We start from the raw sequence: 18,697 nt of genomic DNA, 5'->3' as shown, positions 1-18,697 counted from the left end.
AATGCGACATGGCGGTCAAGGCAGGAGCGCGGTCAGCGCCGACACGTCGAGACCCACCAGCGACGAACGGAACACGCGCCGTTCACCCGGCTCGACCTCGACGTCGTTCGGGATCACCACCACCGTGCAGCCCGCGGCGGCCGCCGAAGCCGCGCCTGGCGGGGAATCCTCGATCGCGACACACCGGGAAGCCGGGACTCCCAGCAACTCCGCGGCCAGCTGGTACGGCCTGGCGTTCGGCTTGTTCAGACCATCGACCTCGTCGCCGCAGACCGTGGCGGCGAAGTGCTCGCGGCCGATGGTGTTGAGCGCGAGCTCGGTCAGCGACCGTTCGGTGGAGGTGACCAGCGCCATCGGGACACCGTTGGCGCGCAACAGTTCGAGCAGCTCCTGCGCGCCGGGGCGCCACGGGAGCGGGCCGTCGAACAGATTGGCCGTGCGGCGGCGGATCCACTCCCCCATCTCCGCGATCGACTCGGGCGTGACGGGCCTGGCGCACACTTCGAGGAGGAAGGCGGCCGTGTCGTCCATATTGGACCCGACGAGACTCAGGCGCTGCTCCTCGGCCAAGGTGCCGCCGAGGCTTTCGACGGCCTCGTAGAGCGCGACGTCCCACAGCTTCTCCGAGTCGACCAGCGTGCCGTCCATGTCCCACAGCACGGCGGCGAGTCCGTCCAGTGTGGACGGTTCGGTCACGGTTCCCCCTCATGATCGGATGGACCTTCCGGGACCCACGGTAGCCGAGACGGATTCACGTCGGCGGCGAGGCCACTGCCCGAAATGTCGCGTTACGTCGGCTCCGCACGGTTCGCCCCGGCGAAACGCCACCGGACATGCCCAACGCCGCACGGCCGCCTGGTCGTAGGCTGGTCCGGTGAGTGAGCCCGTCGACGAGACCCAGCGGCCCGGCCGCGACCACCCGGATGACAGCAAGCCGATCATGATCGTCGCCTTCGAAGGATGGAACGACGCAGGTGACGCGGCCAGCCGGGCGGTCGAGCATCTCCAGCTCAACTGGGATGCGACACCGCTGAGCGAGCTGAGTCCTGACGAGTACTACGACTTCCAGGTCAGCAGACCGACCGTACGCATGGTGGACGGCGTCACCCGAAGGGTCGACTGGCCGACCACGCGGCTCTCGGTGTGCCGCCCGGAGGGCTTCAGCCGCGACATCGTGCTGGTCCAGGGCCCCGAACCGAATATGCGCTGGCGCGCCTTCTGCGCCGAACTGCTGGAGCACATCCAGCAACTGGAAGTCGCCACGGTAGTCACCCTCGGCGCGCTCCTGGCCGACACCGCGCACACCCGCCCTGTCCCGGTCACCGGGACGGCGTACGACAAGGACACCGCTTCGCAGTTCGGCCTGGAGCTGAACAACTACCAGGGGCCGACCGGCATCGTCGGGGTCCTGCAGGACTACTGCGTGCAGGCGGGCGTCCCGGCGGTGTCGATCTGGGCGGCCGTGCCGCACTACGTCTCGCATCCGCCGTCGCCCAAGGCCACGCTGGCGCTGCTGCACAAGCTCGAGGACGTCCTCGACGTCGAGATCCCGCTCGGCGCCCTGCCCGAGCAGGCCGAGGAGTGGCAGCGGACGGTCACCGAGATGGCCGAGGAGGACGAGGAGATCAGCGAGTACGTCCGGGGGCTCGAGGAGCGCGGTGACGCGGAGACCGAGTTCACGCTGGACGACGTGAGCGGGGACAAGATCGCGGCCGAGTTCGAGCGGTACCTGCGACGGCGCCGTCCCGGCCAGGACGGTCCCGGACGCGGCTGAACTCCCGGCCTCGAGGCCGGTCCGTGAAGGCCTCCTTGCCTACGCTGAGGGTAGGCAAGGAGGCCTTCACGGACTCCGGGTGAGCAAGGGACACCGGTACTGAGGAGGCGTCAGAAGATGCGCCGCAGCGGGATCGGCCCCCGCGACCGCTTCCGCCACTCACGCGGATAGCCGAGCGAAACCTCTTCGAACCGCACACCGTCCGCTTCCGTGGAGCGCGGGATGTGCAGGTGCCCGTAGACGGCGACCTCCGCCCGGAAGCGCTGGTGCCAGTCCTCGGTCTCCGTCGTCCCGCACCACAGCGCGAACTCCGGGAAGTACAGCGGCTCGGTCGGGTGGCGGTGCAGCGGCCAGTGCGACATGAGGATCGTCCCGTGGTCCTCGGGGATCGCCTCCAGCCGTTCCGTGCTGATCTTCACCCGGTCGGCACACCACGCCTGCCTGCTGGGATACGGGTCCGGATGCAGGAAGAACTCGTCCGTGCACAGCACGCCGGCCTCCCTTGCCTGCTCGATGGCCGCCAGCATCGGCAGGCCGTCGGCCGCGGGGGTGCGCCAGCTGTAGTCGTAGAGCACGAACAGCGGGGCGATCGTCAGCGGCTTCTCCTGGTGTTCCCACACCGGGTACGGATCCTCCGGAGTGAGGACGTCGATCTCGCGGCAGCGCTCGACCAAGTGCTCGTAGCGCGCCTGTCCCCGCAGCTGGCATTCATCCTTCTGGGTGGTCCACAGCTCGTGGTTTCCGGGCACCCAGACGACCTTCGCGAAGCGTTCACGCAAGGTCCTGAGCACCCCGATCACGGATTCGGCGCGTTCGGCGACGTCACCGGCCACGAGCAGCCAGTCGTCGGGGGTCCTGGGGACGACCTCGTCGACGAGCGGGGCGTTGCCCTCATGGGTGACGTGGAGGTCGCTGGTGGCGAAGAGATGCGGCACTCCACCACCGTAGCTTCACCCGGACCGGGGAACCGCCGGAATCGGGTCACGGCGCACCTTGCCCGACGCCGACACGCCCAGTACGACCAACGCCGAGACGGTGTGCAGGCCCGCCTGGACGTTGAGCAGGACACCGGAGCCCAGCACGTCGAGCAGGCCGCCCGTCAACAGCGCGCCCAGTGCCGTGAACCCCGCCGTCCCGGCGAAGACGGTGCTCAGCACACGGCCGGACCGCTCAGGGGACGCGGCGGTCTGGACCAGCGAGAGCAGACCCGAGCCTGCCAGCACTCCGGGGGCGCCGACCAGCCCGAAGAGCCCGATGAAGACACCCAGCGACGCGGTCAACGCGGGCAGATTCCAGATCACGGCCGATAGCAGACCGAGCGCCAGCCCGCCCCAGCCGAGCAGAGCGGCGGGCGCGACCTTGCGGGCGACGGTGGCGACGGCGAAGCCTGCGGCCAGCCCGCCGAGGGCCTGCACACCGCGCAACAGGCCGACGTCGCCTTCGGTGCCGTCGAGGATGTCGAGCACGAACACCACGAACAGCACCAGGAACATCCCCTGCGCCAGGGACGTCAGCACCACGACGACACCGGCGAGGCGAAGGCGCCCTTCGCGGCCGATCTCGCGAAGCCCGTCGATCCAGGCTCGCAACACCGGTTCGTGCGGTCCGGCCGGTTTCGGCGCGGCGACGCGCGGAAACGGGCGCGCCAGCAGGGCCGAACCGATCACCAGCACGCCGAGGTAGGCCACCACGACCCAGCCCAGGCCGCCGAATCCGAGCAGGAGACCACCCGCCCAGCCGCCCGCCAGGCGAGCGACGCTGCCGTTGATGCTCATCAGGCCATTGGCACCGATCAGCTCGCCGGGGGCGACCAGTTCGGGCACGAGCGCGTTGCGGGCGGGTTCGAACAACGAGGCCAGACCCGCCTGCGCGGCCATCACCCCGTAGATCACGAAGACCGGGCCGCCGGACGCGACGAACAGCAGCGGCAGCGCCACGAACGCCTGTCCCGCGCACACCACGCACAGCACCAGCCGCCGGTTCCAGCGGTCCGCGATCACGCCGGCGACCGGGCTCAGCAGCACCGCGGGCACCAGGCCGAGGACGATGCTCAACGCCGTCGTGGCCGCCGAACCGGTGGCCTGGAAGACGAACACCGGCAACGCGATCTGCAGCATCCACTCGGCGGTCTCGGAGAAGAAGGCAGCGATCCACAACCGCGCGAAGGCGGGTTCTCTCAACGGTTTCATCTGCTCGGCTTCCCCTCGGCGTCGATGCGGAGGAACGCCCGAAGTCCCAAGTGGACCGGCAGGGCCTCCGCGGGAGCGTCTTCACGGATCGCGCCGACATAGGGCCGCACGAGCGCGTCGATCCCCCGCACCAGCTCGTCCAGCTCCGCCGCGGTCACCCGCAGCGAGTAGTTGTTGATCCCCGACGCGTCCCGCCATTCCTCGTCGAGCCGGTCGGCGGCGTCGAGATAGCGCTCGGTCAGCTCCTTCTCCCGCGCGAGGGTGGTGCCGACGACCGCCAGTTGCGCGCCGCGCAGCTCCGGGTCGTCGCCGAACTCGATGCCGACCTGGCACGCCCGCCACGGCCGCTCCCGCCCGTCCTCCCCTTCGACCCGCTCCACGAGACCGTGCTGCGCCAGCTGACGGAGATGCCAGCTGCAGTTCGAGGCCGTCGAGCCGACGGCCTCCGCGCACTCGCTCGCGGTCCGCGGACCGACCGCCATGAGGTGGTCCACCAGCGCCGAACGCAGCGGATGCGCCAGCGCCCGCATCAGCTCGACGTCTTCGATCCGCTTGCGCGGCGGTAACCCGGTCATCGGCCCAGCCAATCTGAAAGAAGTCTTTCGAAATTTCTCTTTCAGATTCACAGGTGGCCGACCGGATGTCAAGGCGCCCCGGATACCCTTGCCGGGACAGTTGCTGCACGATGCAGTCACTGCATGACTCAACGACTGAACAAGGAAGCACATGCCTGACCAGCGCGAACTCGCCACCGCGGCGGCTCTGGAGATCCCCCGGTTCGTCAGCGCGACCGTCCTGTTCCAGGCGGCCATGGCGGAGCGACTCGGGATCAGCGCCACCGAGCTGCACGGCCTCCAGCTGGTCATCAGCGGTGCCGCGACCTCGCCGACCGGGCTGGCACGGGCCCTCGGCATGACCACCGGCGCGGTGACCCGGATGCTCGACCGCATGGAGGAGCGGCGCCTGGTCGAACGCGTCCCCGACCCGGCCGACCGGCGCCGCCTCGCGATCCGCCCACTACCCGACCGGCTCGACGATGTCGCCGACCTCTACTCCCCCATGGCCCGCTTCTTCGGCGACCGCCTCGGCAGACTTGACCGGCGCCAGCTCACCGCGCTTCTCGGCGTCATGACCGACGGGCGCGCGTTCGCCGAACAGGAGGCCGCTCGCCTGCGTTCCGAAAAGGGGGTTGACTAACGCTACACCGGTTGCGTTAGACTCCTCGCATCATGGACAACTGACATCACACCTTCCCCGCTCCGAGGCGGCTTCGGTCGAGCACCGCTCCCGTAAAGCCATGAGGCCCGGCGAGGATCCCTCATGTCCGCGAAACACGGTGATGTCGTATGTCTCTTTCCCTGATCGCCAAGGACCTCGTCCACTCCTACGGTGCCCGCGTCGTCCTCGACGGCGTCAGCCTGACCGCTTCGGCGGGACAGCGGCTCGGACTGGTCGGCGAGAACGGCGTCGGCAAGTCCACGCTCCTGCGCTTGCTGGCCGGCGTCGAAGAGCCGCAGAGCGGTGAGGTACTGCGAGGCGACGAACTCGGTTTCCTCTTGCAGGAGCTGCCTTTCCCGCTCACCGCGCGGTTCTCCGACGTCGTCGACGACGCGCTCGCCGAGATCCGGCAGGCGTCGGCGAGGCTCGACGAGCTGACCGCGGCGCTGGCTCGGCAGCCGGACGACGCCGCCGTGCTCGACGAGTACGGCACCGTCCTGGAATGGGCCCAGGCACACGACCTGTGGGACGCCGACCGGCGTGCCGAGGTCGTGTGCGCGGGTCTCGGGCTCGCCGGGATCGACCCGGCGCGCGAACTGGGCACCCTGTCGGGCGGGCAACGGTCGAGGCTCGGCCTCGCGGCGTTGCTGATCCGGCGACCGGGCACGCTCGTCCTGGACGAGCCGACGAACCACCTCGACGACGCCGCGATGGAGTTCCTGGAGCAGCATCTCGCCTCGCTGACCGGTGTCCTCGTGCTGTCGTCGCACGATCGCGTGTTCCTCGACGCGGTGTGCACCGACATCGTCGACCTCGACCCGGCCCTGGGCGGACCGACCCGGTACGGCGGCACGTATTCCGACTACCTGGACCAGAAACGGGCCGAACGGGCGCGCTGGGAGCAGCGCTACGCCGAGGAACAGGACGAGCTCAAGGAACTGCGTGAGTCGGTGGCCGTCACCGCGCGCAACGTCGCGCACAACCGGCCGCAGCGCGACAACGCCAAGATGCTCTACGACTTCAAGACCGGGAGGGTGCAGAAGCAGATCTCACGCCGAGTCCGCAACGCCCAGCTGCGGCTGGCCGAACTGGAACGCGACCAGGTGCGGAAACCGCCCGCGCCGCTGCGGTTCCAGGGCGAGCTGACCGGCGAACCCGGAGAGGGCAAGACGGCGATCTCCGTACGGGACATCGAGATCGCCGGACGGTTGCGGCTGGCGACCTTGGACGTCACCACGACGTCGAGGCTCCTGATCACCGGCGGGAACGGCGCCGGGAAGTCGACGCTGCTGTCCGTCCTCGCCGGCTCGCTGACACCCGACTCCGGCACCGTCCTTTCCGGACGCGGCGTGCGGATCGGCATGCTGGCTCAGGACGTCGCGTTCGCCGAGCCGGAGAAGACCGCGCAGCGGACCTACGCCGAAGCCCTCGGCGAGGACGCTCCCCCGTTGCGCGGCCTGGGATTGCTGGCCCCGCGCGATCTCGGGACCCGGGTGGGCGCGTTGTCGGTCGGGCTGCGGCGGCGGCTCGCGCTGGCATTGCTGATCGCCGACCCGCCGGAGGTGCTCCTGCTGGACGAGCCGACGAACCACATCTCGCTCACCTTGGCCGAGGAGTTGTTCACCGCGCTCGATTCCGCGCCGGGTGCCGTCGTCATCGCGTCGCATGACCGGTGGCTGCGGCGCGATTGGGCGGGTGACCACCTCCGGCTGGAAGCCGGGCGCGTCGCCGTCTAGGGCGTTATACACACTGCCGGGGGCGGGAACTTCCCGCCCCCGGCAGTGTTCGTCAGAGCTCGATGCCGAGCAGCGCGTCGACGGTGTTCCGGATCAGCCCGGGCGCGGCCGGGTCGGTGCCGGAGCGGTTCAGCGCCTGCTCGGCCCAGGCGTCGACGGCCGCGAGTGCCTTGGGCGTGTCGAGGTCGTCGGTGAGGTGGTCACGCAGGCGCGCGACGGTGTCCTCCGCCGCCGGGCCGGTGCCGAGGGAGACGGCTTCGCGCCAGCGCGCGAGGCGCGCTTCGGCGTCCGCTTGCAACTGCGCGGTCCACGGCCGGTCCTCGCGGTAGTGGCCGGCGAACAGCGCGAGCCGGATCACGCCCGGGTCGACCTTGTCGGCCCGCAGCCGCGAGACGAACACGAGGTTCCCGCGCGACTTCGACATCTTCTCGCCGTCAAGGCCGATCATCCCGGCGTGCACGTAGTGCCGCGCGAACGGCCTGTCCCCCGCGACGGCTTCCGCGTGCGCGGCGCTGTACTCGTGGTGCGGGAAGATCAGGTCCGAGCCGCCGCCCTGGACGTCGAAGCCGAGGCCGAGCCGGTTGACCGCGATCGCGCTGCACTCGATGTGCCAGCCCGGCCGCCCCGCGCCCAGTTCGGACTCCCACGACGGCTCACCCGGCCGCGCCATCCGCCACAGCAACGCGTCGAGCGGGTGCCGCTTGCCGGGACGGTCCGGGTCGCCGCCGCGTTCGGCGAAGAACTTCGCCATGGTCTCGGCGTCGTAGTTCGACTCCGAACCGAAGTGCCCGGTCGCGTTGTGCTCGAAGTAGATGTCCGGGTACTCCGCGTCGTCCGCGCGGTACGCGCTGCCGTTCGCCACCAGCTTGGCGATGACCTCGACGATCTCCGGGATGCTCTCGACCGCCCCGACGAACTGCCGCGGCGGCAGCACCCGCAACGCGGTCATGTCCTCGCGGAACAGCGCGGTCTCGCGCATGCCGAGGACGACCCAGTCGTCCTTGTCGCGCTCGGCGCGCTCCAGCAGGGGCTCGTCGATGTCCGTCACGTTCTGCACGTAGTGGACGTCGTGCCCGGCGTCCCGCCACAGGCGGTTCACCAGGTCGAATGTCAGGTACGTGGCGGCGTGCCCCAGATGGGTGGCGTCGTACGGCGTGATGCCGCAGACGTACATCCGGGCGGTCGACCCGGGCGCCGTGGGGCGGATCTGCCCCGTCGCCGTGTCGTGAAGCCGCAGCGGACGGGGGGTGCCGGGGATACGGGGCACGTCGACCGATGACCAAGTCTGCATACCTCGACTGTAAGCGGAGCCGCCGCGCCGTTCCCGTCCGGTGGGAGACGGACACGGCCGGAGTAACCGATTCGCTATCCCGTGACCCGTTCGGCGTTGGCGTGGACGGCGTCCCGGATGTACTCGCCGAGGCCCGGTCGCTGGTCCGGCTCACGCACCAGGAAGCCGAGCTGGACCGGCTCGGTCGCGTACAGCCCGGCGAGCTCCCGGTGCGTCGCGAGGTCGCAGTCCCCCATGAACGCCGCGAGCATCCGGCGGTGCTCCTCGGCGAGGTCCATCGCCGCGCGGCCGTCGGCGGGCGCGCCGGAGTCGAAGACGGCGAGCAGCCGCCGGACCCAGTCCTCCCGGAGCTTCTCCGCCTCGATCCATTCCTGCTTTGACCGCGGGATGGCCGCCGCCTGCCAGTGCGGCGTGTCCCCCCACCGGCGGACGGCCTCCTCCGCGTAGCCCTCCGGCTCACGGAACTCGCCGAAGACCTCGAACCGCTCCTCCGCGGTCAGCGCGGCTCCGGCCTCCTTCGCTGCGATCACCCGCTCGACCGTTTCGGCCATCCGCGTCAGCTCGAAGATCCGCTCGGCGAGCAGCACCCGCTGGCGCCGCAGATGCTCCAGCGCGTCGACCGCCGGGTCGTCGATCACCTTCGCGATCGTCTCGAGGCCGAACCCGAGTTCGCGGTAGAACAGGACGCGCTGCAGGCGGTCGAGGTCGTCGTCGCTGTAGCTCCGGTACCCCGCCGCCGTCCGCCCGCTCGGGCACAGCAGGCCGATCTCGTCGTAGTGATGCAGCGTGCGCACGGTGACCCCCGAGAGCGCCGCGACCTTTCCGACCGAGTACCCCATCGGGCCAGCGTAAGCGAGTTCAGCGCTTCCTGGTTCGCAGGTAGTCGCCGACCACGGCGGCGCCGAGCCCGTCCAGATCCGGAGCGACGACACGGCCGCCCGAGCGGCGCGCGATGAGGTCGACGAACTCCGTCAGGCGCGGGTCGTCCCCGAGCCGGAACACCGTCACCGACGCGCCCAGCTTCGCCATCCTGTCCACTTCGGACAGGGTTTTGAGCAGGGTCCTCGGCTGGGGCGGGTAGTCGAACTCCGCCGTGCCGTCGGGCTCGAGATGTGCCGTCGGCTCCCCGTCGGTGACCATCAGGACCACCGGCTGCGCGTCGGGATGCCGCCGCAGATGCCGTCCGGCCAGGAGCAGCGCGTGGTGGGCGTTGGTGCCCTGTTCCCAAGCGCCCTCCAGGCCCACCAGCTCGGCCAGTTCGACCGACGTCGCGTAGCGGCCGAAGGTGATCAGCTGGAGCGCGTCGTTGCGGAACCGGGTGCTGATCAGCTGGTGCAACGCGAGTGCCGTCCGCTTCATCGGCAGCCAGCGACCCTCCTGCACCATCGACCACGACGTGTCCACGAGCAACGCCACCGCCGCGCGCGACCGATGTTCGGTCTCGATCACCTCGACATCGGAGACGTCCATCCGGACCGACCGCTCGCCCACCGAAACCGAACGCAGGACCGCGTTGCGGACCGTTCTGGAGACGTCCCACGGCTGCATGTCCCCGAACCGCCACGGCCTGGTGGCACCGGTCGGCTCGCCCGCGGCTCCGGCGGACTCCGTCTCCCGTTGGCCGGTCTTGCCGCGCAAAGCGTTCACGACGTCAGCGAGCGCCGTCTCCCCCAGCCGTCGTAAAGCCTTGGGCGACAACCGGAGCGTGCCATCGGGGGCACGTTCGAAGAGACCTTGGCGCCGGAGTTCGCGTTCCAGTTCGGACAACCGCCGCGCGTCGACGCCCGCATCGGGTCCGAGCCGGCGTTCGAGAGCGTCGACGTCGATGTCCTCCAGCCTCGCGCCGGGGTAGGACTGGCCGAGCTGTTCGGCCAGCGCGTCCAGTTCGGCGAGATCGGACATCGCCCGGGCGCCTTCGCCGAGGCCCAGCGGATCGTTGCCCCGGAACCGTTCGGAAGACGTCCAGTCCTCGCCGGGCCGCAGCGCCCGCAATTGGGCGTCCAAAGTGGACAGCTGCTGCGCGAGCCTGGGGTCGCCGAACGCCTGCTGCGACAGTTCGGCCAGTTCGGCCCGCTGTTCCGGCGTCATCGAGTTCAACATTCGTTGCGCGGCCGCGGCACGAGCGGCAAGGACGTCGATCAGCTCCTCGACGTTCTTCGGGTTCTCCGGGAAGAACTCGCCGTGCTCGCGCATGAACTCCGCGAACCGCTCCGGGACGTCCTCCCTGCCCTGTACGTGCGCGGCCAGGAGCGCGTTGAGGTCGGCGAGCATCCGGTTCGCCCGCTCGGCCCCTTCCGGCCCGGCGTTCCGCAGCGCCTCCTTCATCCCCTCGAAACGGGAATCCAGCAGCTCACGGCCGAGCAGGTCACGGATCTTCTCGTAGTTCTCCCTGCCCTCCCGCGAGCGCCAGTCGTACCCGGCGAGTTCGCGCACGGCCGCCGCCGTCCCCGGCGGCAACGCGTCCAGCTGAGCCTCACGGAAGCGGGCGTCGTCGTCCGGATCTGGGAACAGCTCGCGCCGCTCGGCCTCCAGCGCCTGGTCGAGCAACCGCTGGACCTCCTGGAGCGTGCCGTCCAGCCGGTGCCGCCGCTGGATCTCCGACCGGCGCTGCCAGAGCCGCCTGGTCAGTTCGTCGAGCCCGGCGGTGCGCGGGGTGCCGCGGCGCAGCAGTTCTTCCAGCGCGGACCGGGGCGAAGCGCCCGCCATGACGTCGCGGCCGATCTCGTCGAGCGCGTCCCGCAGGTCCGCCGGCGGCGCCAGCGGATCGGGGCCGTTGTCCCACGGCCCGTATGAATATCCTTCCGGGAGGAGACTCATCGGCCGTAGACGGTCGTCGAGTCGTCGGAGTCCTTGGCGAGTTTCCTCGACAGGAACAGGGATTCCAGTGCCAGTTCGACCGCGGCCGCGATCCGCCCCGCCGGTTCGTCCGGACCGACGCCGGCGCGCGCGGCGACGTCGTGGAGCACGGGCAGTTCCGGCAGTGCGGCGAGGACGTCCTTGCCGGGAACGCGTTCCCCGGTGGCGACCAGATGCCCGGACTCGACGGCGTCGGCCAGCGGCAGCAGGTCCAGGCCGGCGAACCGCGAACGGGCCGTCTCCGCGACCGCCCGGCGCAGCAGGTGCACGAGGTGCTCGGTCTCGCGTCCCTCCTCCCCCGGCTCGAATTCGAGCTTGCCGCGCAGGACGCCGGGGACCGCGTCGAGGTCGACCGGACGCGCCACGGCGGGTTCCTCACCGGTCAGCGCGGACCGGCGCAGTGCCGCCGCGCCGACCGTTTCCGCCGCGGCGACGGCGAACCGGGCCGAGACACCCGACCGCTGGTCGATCACCGGCGACTCGCGCAGGTTCCGCACGAACCGGGCGAGCACCTCCAGCAGCGGCTCGCCGACTTCGGCGACCAGCCGGGCCTCCTGCCGGACGACCGCGATCTCCGCCTCGACGTCGAGCGGGTAGTGCGTGCGGATCTCGGCGCCGAACCGGTCCTTGAGCGGGGTGATGATGCGGCCGCGGTTGGTGTAGTCCTCCGGGTTGGCCGTCGACACCAGCAGCACGTCCAGCGGCAGGCGCAGGGTGTAGCCGCGTACCTGGATGTCGCGTTCCTCCATCACGTTCAGCAGCGCGACCTGGATGCGCTCGGCGAGGTCCGGCAGCTCGTTGATCGCCACGATGCCGCGATGGGCGCGCGGGACGAGTCCGAAGTGGATGGTCTCGGGATCGCCGAGGCTGCGGCCTTCCGCGACCTTCACCGGATCGACGTCACCGATCAGGTCACCGACCGAAGTGTCCGGTGTGGCCAGTTTTTCCGTGTACCGCTCGTCGCGGTGGCGCCAGGTCACCGGCAGCGCGTCGCCGAGTTCGGCGGCACGGCGGCGCGATTCCGGGGTGATCGGGTCGAGCGGATGCTCGGCCAGCTCGGCGCCCTCGATGACGGGCGTCCATTCGTCGAGCAGCCCCGCGAGGGTGCGCAGCAGGCGGGTCTTGCCCTGGCCTCGTTCGCCGAGGAGGACGACATCGTGCCCGGCCAGCAGCGCGCGTTCCAGTTGCGGCAGCACGGTGCGCGAGAACCCGACGATCCCTGGCCAGGCGTCTTCCCCGGCGCGGAGCTTGGCGAGGAGGTTGTCGTGCAGCTCTTGTTTGATCGACCGCGGCAGGTGACCCGCCGCGCGAAGGTCCCCGGCGGTCCGGGGCAGGTTTGCGGGAACATCGTTCACCCGTTCGACGCTACGTCGCGAGCGTGGTCCCTGTCGACGTGAAGCAACTCCAGCTCCGGCGATGGCGAACGGCAAGCCTGGGTTAACCCTCCCATAGCCGGGTTTCGCCGAAAGCACGACTAAAATCAATCCGGTGTGCCGTCCTAGTGCGACCCTCGCGGTCTGGTCTTCGGCGTGGCTGAACGGAGCCGCCGCCTCCGACGACATCCTTGACGCCCTGCAGGTCTGGGGCGAAGCCCATGACTTCGTCGCCGCGGACGCGGCGGCCGCCGAAGCGTTCGACCTGCCGCTCGCGTTCAACCGGGCCGCGACCCCGGTCCAGCTGCTGCTCGCCCTGCGCGCGCAGGGCGCCAAGAGCATGCAGCTGCTGCTCCCGGTACCCGGCGACGTCCGGGGCCTGGGTGGCGGCGGGCCGTTCACCGAGGCCGCGCTGCGGATCGGAGAGGCCGTCCTGCTGCCGGACCTCGGCTACGGCGTGGTCCCCGAGGCGATCGCCGAAGGCCTCATGCGGTGGACGGTGTACTCGGTGCCCATGCCGGGCGTCCTCGAGTACCGCCCGCTGGGCGAGGCCGAACACGGTCTGACCGACGCGATCCGCGCGAGTGCGGGCGCGTTGCAGGCGCTGGACGTCGCCAGCGAGCGGCCAGGGGTGCGGGCGGAACTCTCGGCGCGGCTGCGGGCCACCACCGACGCGCCCTGGCCCGCCGGGATGCCCAGCCGGGCGCTGCGGGTGCTCCAGCGTTCCCAGGAGATCGCGGCGATACTCGCCATCGCCGAATCCGACGATCCGGGCGGCGCGCTCTCTTCGTCGGCGGCGCTCCGGCGGGCGGAGGCGCTGCGGCCGCTGACCGAAGCGGTCCGCAACGCCCGCTACGCGGCGATCAACGAAGCGGTGCGAGTGTTCGCCGAACAGGCGGACAGGCACCCGTAGCGGTTCACGTGGTCACAGTGTGCTTTTTCTGGACTTTCTCGGCATAGCGGACGGACCACAGCGAAAGCCCGCCGATGACGGCGAGCAGCAGGACCACGCTGAGCGCGTTCATCACGTCGGCCGACAAGGTGTACACCAGCGGCACCCGGATCGCGGCCTCCAGCAGCAGCGCCACTCCCCACACCGCCGACATCCGGGTGAACGCCCGCCGGAACTCGGGGACCTCGTCGCCGAGCCGGTCGATCTCCGCGCGTTTGGCCGCGCTGGAGCCTGCCCGCACGGCGACGAGCACCATCGGCGTACGGCTGAAGCAGCTGAGCAGCAGGACGATCGCGGCGGTCGCGGTGGCGAAGGATTCCTTCAGCAACAGGAATTTCGCGTCCCCGGTGACCAGCGAAAGCACCAGCCCGACCCCGAGCACACCGGCCAGCAACGCGGCGAAGCCGTCGAAGGACCGGTCCCGGACGGCGACCCACACGATCCGGGCCGCCGCCACCCCCGCCCCGGCCAGCAGCGAGACCTGCTCGCTCTGTCCGGCGAGCCGGAGCCCGTAGTAGGCGGCCAGCGGGAGCGCGACGTCCCAGAGCAGCAAGGACAGCGTGGGGTTCTTGGCGCGCGCGGTCACGAGTCCATCTCGCACTCGGACAGGAACTTCAGAACACGTGCGTTGACCTCGTCCGCCGCTTCCCCGGCGATGGCGTGGGTCGCCGAGGGCCACAGTTCGACCTGACCTCGCGACAGGAACTCACGGGCGCGGGCGGCCGCCCGTTCCGGGTGGTGGATGACGCTGCGCCCGGCGATGAGGGCGAGCACGGGCATCCGCACGGAGCGCAATTGCTCATCGGTGAACAACCTGGGCGACGGCAGGGCGATGCGGTAGGTCCGCATCCCCTCGTCGATCACCCGCGCGACCGGATCCGTGGCGTCGACTTCCGCGCCGCCGGAGATCCAGTCGAGGAACGACGGGCGAGTCCATCGGTTGATTCCGGGGATCGCGGCGAGCGTGGAGCGGAAGACCAGTCCCGCGGTCAGACCGCCGAACGTCAGCACGGGGTCGATCACGGTGAGCGATTTCAGCCGTTCCGGTGACCGCACGGCGAGGTTGGTCGCGAGCCAGCCACCGAACGAGTACCCGATCAGGTGCACGGACGGCAGGTCGAGCTCGGCGAGCACCGTGCTCGGCCACGCGGCCTGGTCCGCGGCGTCGCGGATCGGGGCGGTCTGCTCGCTGCGGCCGGCTTCGCCGATGAGGTCCACCGCGAAGACCTCGCCGTGCCCGAGCAGCGCGGTGAGGTTGGGTTCCCACATCACCGCGGTCCCCGCGCGGCCGGGCAACAGCACGATCGGCGTCGCACCCGGCTCCCCGAACCGGTACACGCGCGCCACCCCGAACGCCGTCCGGACGTCGTGGATCCCGGTCGGCGCGGGCAAGGCCGCCAAACCTCGTTCGTAGACGGCCTCGTACTCGGCGCGCGCCTCCGGCGAGGCGAATCCGCCCACCTTCATTCTCACCCCTCCTTTTTACGGTACGATCGGATTGTAACCAGTTGGTGAGAAGTTTGCAATCCGATCGGACTGCCAAAAGGAGTACGGGTGCCCAAACGAGTCGATCACGAGGACCGGCGGCGGCAGATCGCCGCGGCCGTTCGCCGCATCGCGGCTGACCGGGGGCTCGAAGGGGTCAGCCTGAACGAGGTCGCGGCAGAAGCCGGTATCTCGAAGGGCTCCGTCCAGCACTACTTCGCGTCGAGGGACGAGATGCTGCGCTACGCGACGACCACCCTGCGAGGTGGCATTGAGGAGCGCATCGCCACCCCGTCCGAGCCGCGGGTCCGAGACCTGCTCATCGCCCTGCTCCCCCTGGACGAGGCAGGCCGGGACCACGCGCTCGTCGCGAACGCCTTCGTGGTGCGCGCGCTCAAGGATCCGGAGATCGCCGGCCACTTCCGGACCGGGCACGGCCAGCTCCGCGACGCGGTGGCGGCCCTGCTCGTCGCCGGCCAGGACGCCGGTGACCTCCAGCTCACCGGCGACCCGGCCATGGAGGCCGACCTCCTGCTCGCCCTAGTGGCCGGCCTGGGCGACGCGGTGCTGCTCGGCTACCAGACCGGCGACGAGGCCATCGCCCTCGTCGACCTCCACCTGTCGAGGATCGCCGCCCGATGACGATCGATCTCGTGAGTGGCAAGGACGGTTAGCGCCGAGGTACGTCTGTTTTTGTGGCGACAGGTGCGTGAAGGCCTCCTTGCCTACCCTGAAGGTAGGGAAGGAGGCCTTCACGGACTACGCGCGATCGCCACCCATAGCCTCAGCGACATCACTGGTCCCAGCAGCCACAGTGGCGGCGCAGGAAGAGCGGCGATGGCCGCTGACACTTACGGGCGCGCGGGCCTCTTGGCGGGCTCGCAGCATCCGATCGCGCAAGGCGCCCCGTTGACCGTGCACCCGGCCGCCGGGAACGGCGACAGCTTCCGCGCCGGCAGCCCCTCGGTGTGTTCCCGGACCAACTCCACGACGAGTTCGGCGAACCGCGGGTCGGTATCCGGCGTCGCGGCCCGCGCGAAGCCCATGCCATGTTCCGCGGCCCGCTCGGCGGCCTCGTTGTCGAGGTCCCAGATCACCTCGAGGTGATCGGAGACGAAACCCACCGGGCAGACGACCACCGAGGTGACACCTTCCGCGTGCAGCGCGTCGATGTGGTCGACGATGTCCGGCTCCAGCCACGGCACCTGCGGCGGGCCGGAGCGCGACTGCCAGACGACGTCGTAGGTCTCGATCCCCGCTTCGGCCGCGACGAGGCGCGCGGCCTCGGCGATCTGGCGCGAGTAGCGCCGTCCGCCTTCCGACGGCGGGCCGGACGCGGCGTCGGCGGACTCGGGCACCGAGTGGGCACAGAACACCGTGCGGGTTCCGGGCCGGTTCCCCAGTTTCGCGTGCGCGGCGCGGACGGCGTCGGCGAAGGCGGCGATGAACAGCGGGTGGTCGAAGAACTGCCGCAGCTTCACCAGTTCCGGCGCGCCGTCGCCGACCGCCGCGCGGGCACGCTCGATGTCCTCGTCGTACTGACGGCAGGCGGAATAGCCGCCGTACGCGCTCGTCGGGAAGACTAGGACGCGCCGAGCGCCCGCCTCGGTGATCTCGGCGAGGGTGTCCTCGACCATCGGCCGCCAGTTGCGGTTGCCGAAGTGAACGGGCAGGTCGATCCCGGCGGCCGCGAGTTGCTTCTCCACCGCGGAGATCGCGTCCCGGTTGAGCCGGTTGATCGGCGAGACCCCGCCGAAGTGCTGGTAGTGCTCGGAGACCTCGAGCAGGCGTTCCCGGGGGACCCCACGGCCCCGCGTGACGTTCTCCAGGAACGGCATCACCTCGCCGGGTCCCTCGGGACCACCGAACGAAAGCCAAAGCAGCGCGTCGTAACCCACCCTGCCATCTTGCCGCTATGGCGCCCCGCACGCTGACCCGGCCCATTTTGAACCGACCGATCCAAAACCTGGTACGGTCACTTCCATGGCCAGGCCGAAGGAATTCGACGAACGCGCCGCGATCGGGCGCGCCATGGACGCGTTCTGGACACGCGGCTACGAGGGCACGTCGACACAGGCCCTCTGCGAAGCCACCGGTTTGGGCCGTAGCAGCATCTACAACACCTTCACCAGCAAGCACGAACTGTTCATGCGCGCGCTCGATCACTACGCCGATCGCGGGATCGTGGCCAGGACGGCCTTGCTGGAGGAATCCGGGACCGGCGTCGAGCGATTCCGTGCCCTGTTCTCGTACACGATCGACGAGGAGGTCGCGCACCACGGACGAGGCTGCCTCGTGGTCAACACGGTGGCCGAATTCGGCGGGCGCGACCCCGAGGTCAAGGCGCGGATCGAGGCCGACACCCGGCGGCATCTCGCCCTTCTTTCGGCCTGCGCCAAGGAAGGGCAGCTCGACGGGACGATCGACGGCGATCGCGACCCCGGTGCGATCGCCGAGTTCGCGCACAGCACCGTCGCCGGCCTCCGGCTGATGTCCCGCCGAGGCGCCGGCCGGGCGGCCATGGAGTCCGTCGCCGCCATCGCACTGGACGCGATCGCCGCGAAGTAAGACCTCGAACGAATCCCGTGCGCGACGCTGCCCACATTTTGGACTGATCGATACAATACTGGAGGGACTTCCCGTGCCTTTGGCAGTCTGCGTACTCGGACTGAGCGTGTTCGCGCTCGGCACGTCCGAGTTCATGATCACCGGCCTGCTTCCGGGGATGGCGGCCGATCTGAACGTCGGCATCCCGGAGGCCGGGCTGCTCATCTCGGCGTTCGCGATCGGCATGGTCGTCGGCGCTCCCCTGCTCGCGATCGCGACGCTGCGGGTGCCGAGGCGCGCCACCCTCATGGCCTTGCTCGTCGTCTTCGGCGTTTCGCACGTCGTCGGCGCGCTGGGCTCGGGGTACGCCCTGCTCTTCGCGACGCGTGTCGTCAGCGCGGTCGCCTGCGCCGGATTCTGGGCGGTCGCGGCGGCCACCGCCGTCGCGCTGGTGCCGGTCGAGCGCCGTGGCCGCGCGCTGGCCATCCTGGTCGGCGGACTCACCGTCGCGAACATCGCCGGCGTCCCCGCGGGGACCTTCCTCGGCCAGCACGCGGGCTGGCGAGCGGCCTTCTGGGCGGTCACGGCGCTGACCGTCGTCGCGTTGATCGGGGTCTTCGCCCTGGTCCCGGAGACCCAGAACGGTGCGGACAAGACCGACGTCGCGACCGAACTGCGGCTCTACCGCGGCGGCCGGTTCTGGCTGGCGCTCGGCGTGATCGCGCTCGCGCAGGCGATGATCTTCGCGACCTTCAGCTACCTCGCGCCCTTGCTGACCGAGGTCGCCGGGCTGCCGGAAAGCTGGGTGCCGGGAGTCCTGTCGCTGTTCGGGCTCGGCGCGCTGATCGGCATCACCGCGGGTGGCAGGCTCGCCGACGCGAGGCCTTTCGCGACCCTCTACGGCGGCCTCGCCGTCGCCCTGCTCGCCCTGGTCCTGCTCGCGATCTCCGGCCCGGCGACCCCGGTCGCGATCTTCGCCGTGTTCCTGTTCGGCGTCGCCGGATTCGGGGTCAACCCCGCTTTGAACGTCCGCGCCTTCGCCGTGGCGGGCAACGCGCCCACGCTCGTCGGCGCGAGCACGACGGCCGCGTTCAACGTCGGCAACACCCTCGGCCCGTGGCTCGGCGGCGAATCGATCGACGCCGGTCTCGGCTACCCCAGCGTCGCGTGGGTGAGCGTCGGGCTCGGGGTCGCCACCGTCGTCGCGCTCACCTTCGCCGCCGGTGTCCAGCGCACCGACGACACCCGCCTGCTCCGCGAACCCGTTACCCAGTAA

Annotated in this window: 18 protein-coding genes; 7 read left to right on the top strand and 11 right to left on the bottom strand. The window is 70.4% G+C overall.

Annotation, left to right across the window (positions count from 1 at the left end; translation table 11 throughout):
• Positions 1-15: 15 nt before the first annotated feature.
• On the bottom strand, positions 16-696 hold the full coding sequence (locus tag AC069H_RS14985) for an HAD family hydrolase (RefSeq protein ID WP_478228325.1): 681 nt from the start codon (positions 694-696) through the stop codon (positions 16-18).
• Positions 697-874: 178 nt separating this feature from the next.
• Between AC069H_RS14985 and AC069H_RS14980 the strand changes: the two genes are divergently transcribed.
• Positions 875-1,774 carry a PAC2 family protein gene (locus tag AC069H_RS14980; RefSeq protein WP_126732014.1) on the top strand — a complete coding sequence of 300 codons (900 nt, stop codon included), beginning with the start codon at positions 875-877 and terminating at the stop codon, positions 1,772-1,774.
• A gap of 110 nt (positions 1,775-1,884) precedes the next feature.
• Here AC069H_RS14980 and AC069H_RS14975 read toward each other — a convergent pair whose 3' ends face one another.
• Genes AC069H_RS14975 through AC069H_RS14965 form a run of 3 tightly spaced genes read right to left on the bottom strand, consistent with a single transcriptional unit; the run spans position 1,885 to position 4,538 of the window.
• The gene (locus tag AC069H_RS14975) at positions 1,885-2,709 is read right to left on the bottom strand and encodes a metallophosphoesterase family protein (RefSeq protein ID WP_378444121.1); all 825 of its coding nucleotides are present in this window, start codon (positions 2,707-2,709) and stop codon (positions 1,885-1,887) included.
• A gap of 15 nt (positions 2,710-2,724) precedes the next feature.
• The gene (locus AC069H_RS14970; protein ID WP_478232651.1) at positions 2,725-3,963 is read right to left on the bottom strand and encodes an MFS transporter; all 1,239 of its coding nucleotides are present in this window, start codon (positions 3,961-3,963) and stop codon (positions 2,725-2,727) included.
• On the bottom strand, positions 3,960-4,538 hold the full coding sequence (locus tag AC069H_RS14965; protein WP_478232650.1) for an ArsR/SmtB family transcription factor: 579 nt from the start codon (positions 4,536-4,538) through the stop codon (positions 3,960-3,962). The genes AC069H_RS14970 and AC069H_RS14965 overlap by 4 nt, the downstream gene beginning before the upstream one ends.
• A 151-nt stretch (positions 4,539-4,689) precedes the next feature.
• Here AC069H_RS14965 and AC069H_RS14960 point away from each other — a divergent pair, with 151 nt between their 5' ends.
• Positions 4,690-5,160 carry a MarR family winged helix-turn-helix transcriptional regulator gene (locus AC069H_RS14960; RefSeq protein ID WP_478232649.1) on the top strand — a complete coding sequence of 157 codons (471 nt, stop codon included), beginning with the start codon at positions 4,690-4,692 and terminating at the stop codon, positions 5,158-5,160.
• Positions 5,161-5,309: 149 nt separating this feature from the next.
• Positions 5,310-6,917, top strand: a complete 1,608-nt coding sequence (locus AC069H_RS14955) for an ABC-F family ATP-binding cassette domain-containing protein (RefSeq protein ID WP_478232648.1) — start codon at positions 5,310-5,312, stop codon at positions 6,915-6,917.
• A 52-nt stretch (positions 6,918-6,969) separates the two neighbouring features.
• On the opposite strand, the gene mshC is transcribed toward AC069H_RS14955, so the two are convergent.
• The 4 genes from mshC to AC069H_RS14935 form a co-directional block, all read right to left on the bottom strand.
• Complete coding sequence (mshC, locus tag AC069H_RS14950; protein ID WP_478232647.1) at positions 6,970-8,208, bottom strand: cysteine--1-D-myo-inosityl 2-amino-2-deoxy-alpha-D-glucopyranoside ligase; 1,239 nt, start codon at positions 8,206-8,208, stop codon at positions 6,970-6,972.
• 74 nt (positions 8,209-8,282) lie between these two features.
• Entirely contained in the window at positions 8,283-9,047 is a 765-nt protein-coding gene (locus tag AC069H_RS14945; RefSeq protein WP_478228320.1) for a MerR family transcriptional regulator, read from the bottom strand.
• Between the two features lie 19 nt (positions 9,048-9,066).
• Positions 9,067-11,025, bottom strand: a complete 1,959-nt coding sequence (locus AC069H_RS14940; protein WP_478232646.1) for a vWA domain-containing protein — start codon at positions 11,023-11,025, stop codon at positions 9,067-9,069.
• Complete coding sequence (locus AC069H_RS14935) at positions 11,022-12,419, bottom strand: sigma 54-interacting transcriptional regulator (RefSeq protein WP_478232645.1); 1,398 nt, start codon at positions 12,417-12,419, stop codon at positions 11,022-11,024. Before AC069H_RS14935 ends, AC069H_RS14940 begins: the two co-directional genes overlap by 4 nt.
• A gap of 133 nt (positions 12,420-12,552) precedes the next feature.
• Here AC069H_RS14935 and AC069H_RS14930 point away from each other — a divergent pair, with 133 nt between their 5' ends.
• Positions 12,553-13,350: a hypothetical protein gene (locus AC069H_RS14930; protein ID WP_478232644.1), complete on the top strand. Its 798-nt coding sequence runs from the start codon at positions 12,553-12,555 to the stop codon at positions 13,348-13,350.
• Between the two features lie 4 nt (positions 13,351-13,354).
• On the opposite strand, the gene AC069H_RS14925 is transcribed toward AC069H_RS14930, so the two are convergent.
• Entirely contained in the window at positions 13,355-13,975 is a 621-nt protein-coding gene (locus AC069H_RS14925; RefSeq protein ID WP_340682113.1) for a VC0807 family protein, read from the bottom strand.
• Complete coding sequence (locus AC069H_RS14920; protein ID WP_478232643.1) at positions 13,972-14,856, bottom strand: alpha/beta fold hydrolase; 885 nt, start codon at positions 14,854-14,856, stop codon at positions 13,972-13,974. Before AC069H_RS14920 ends, AC069H_RS14925 begins: the two co-directional genes overlap by 4 nt.
• Positions 14,857-14,943: 87 nt before the next feature.
• Between AC069H_RS14920 and AC069H_RS14915 the strand changes: the two genes are divergently transcribed.
• A complete protein-coding gene (locus AC069H_RS14915; protein WP_478232642.1) occupies positions 14,944-15,516 on the top strand; it encodes a TetR/AcrR family transcriptional regulator in 573 nt (190 codons plus the stop codon).
• A 209-nt stretch (positions 15,517-15,725) separates the two neighbouring features.
• On the opposite strand, the gene AC069H_RS14910 is transcribed toward AC069H_RS14915, so the two are convergent.
• Positions 15,726-16,772 carry a ferrochelatase gene (locus tag AC069H_RS14910; RefSeq protein ID WP_478232641.1) on the bottom strand — a complete coding sequence of 349 codons (1,047 nt, stop codon included), beginning with the start codon at positions 16,770-16,772 and terminating at the stop codon, positions 15,726-15,728.
• A gap of 85 nt (positions 16,773-16,857) precedes the next feature.
• Here AC069H_RS14910 and AC069H_RS14905 point away from each other — a divergent pair, with 85 nt between their 5' ends.
• A complete protein-coding gene (locus AC069H_RS14905) occupies positions 16,858-17,442 on the top strand; it encodes a TetR/AcrR family transcriptional regulator (protein ID WP_478232640.1) in 585 nt (194 codons plus the stop codon).
• A gap of 73 nt (positions 17,443-17,515) precedes the next feature.
• On the top strand, positions 17,516-18,697 hold the full coding sequence (locus AC069H_RS14900) for a Cmx/CmrA family chloramphenicol efflux MFS transporter (RefSeq protein WP_478232639.1): 1,182 nt from the start codon (positions 17,516-17,518) through the stop codon (positions 18,695-18,697).

The organism is Amycolatopsis sp. NPDC043887 (assembly GCF_056435665.1).
The sequence above is the reverse complement of the archived record's forward strand: the minus strand, read 5'-3'. Positions and strand labels throughout refer to the sequence as shown.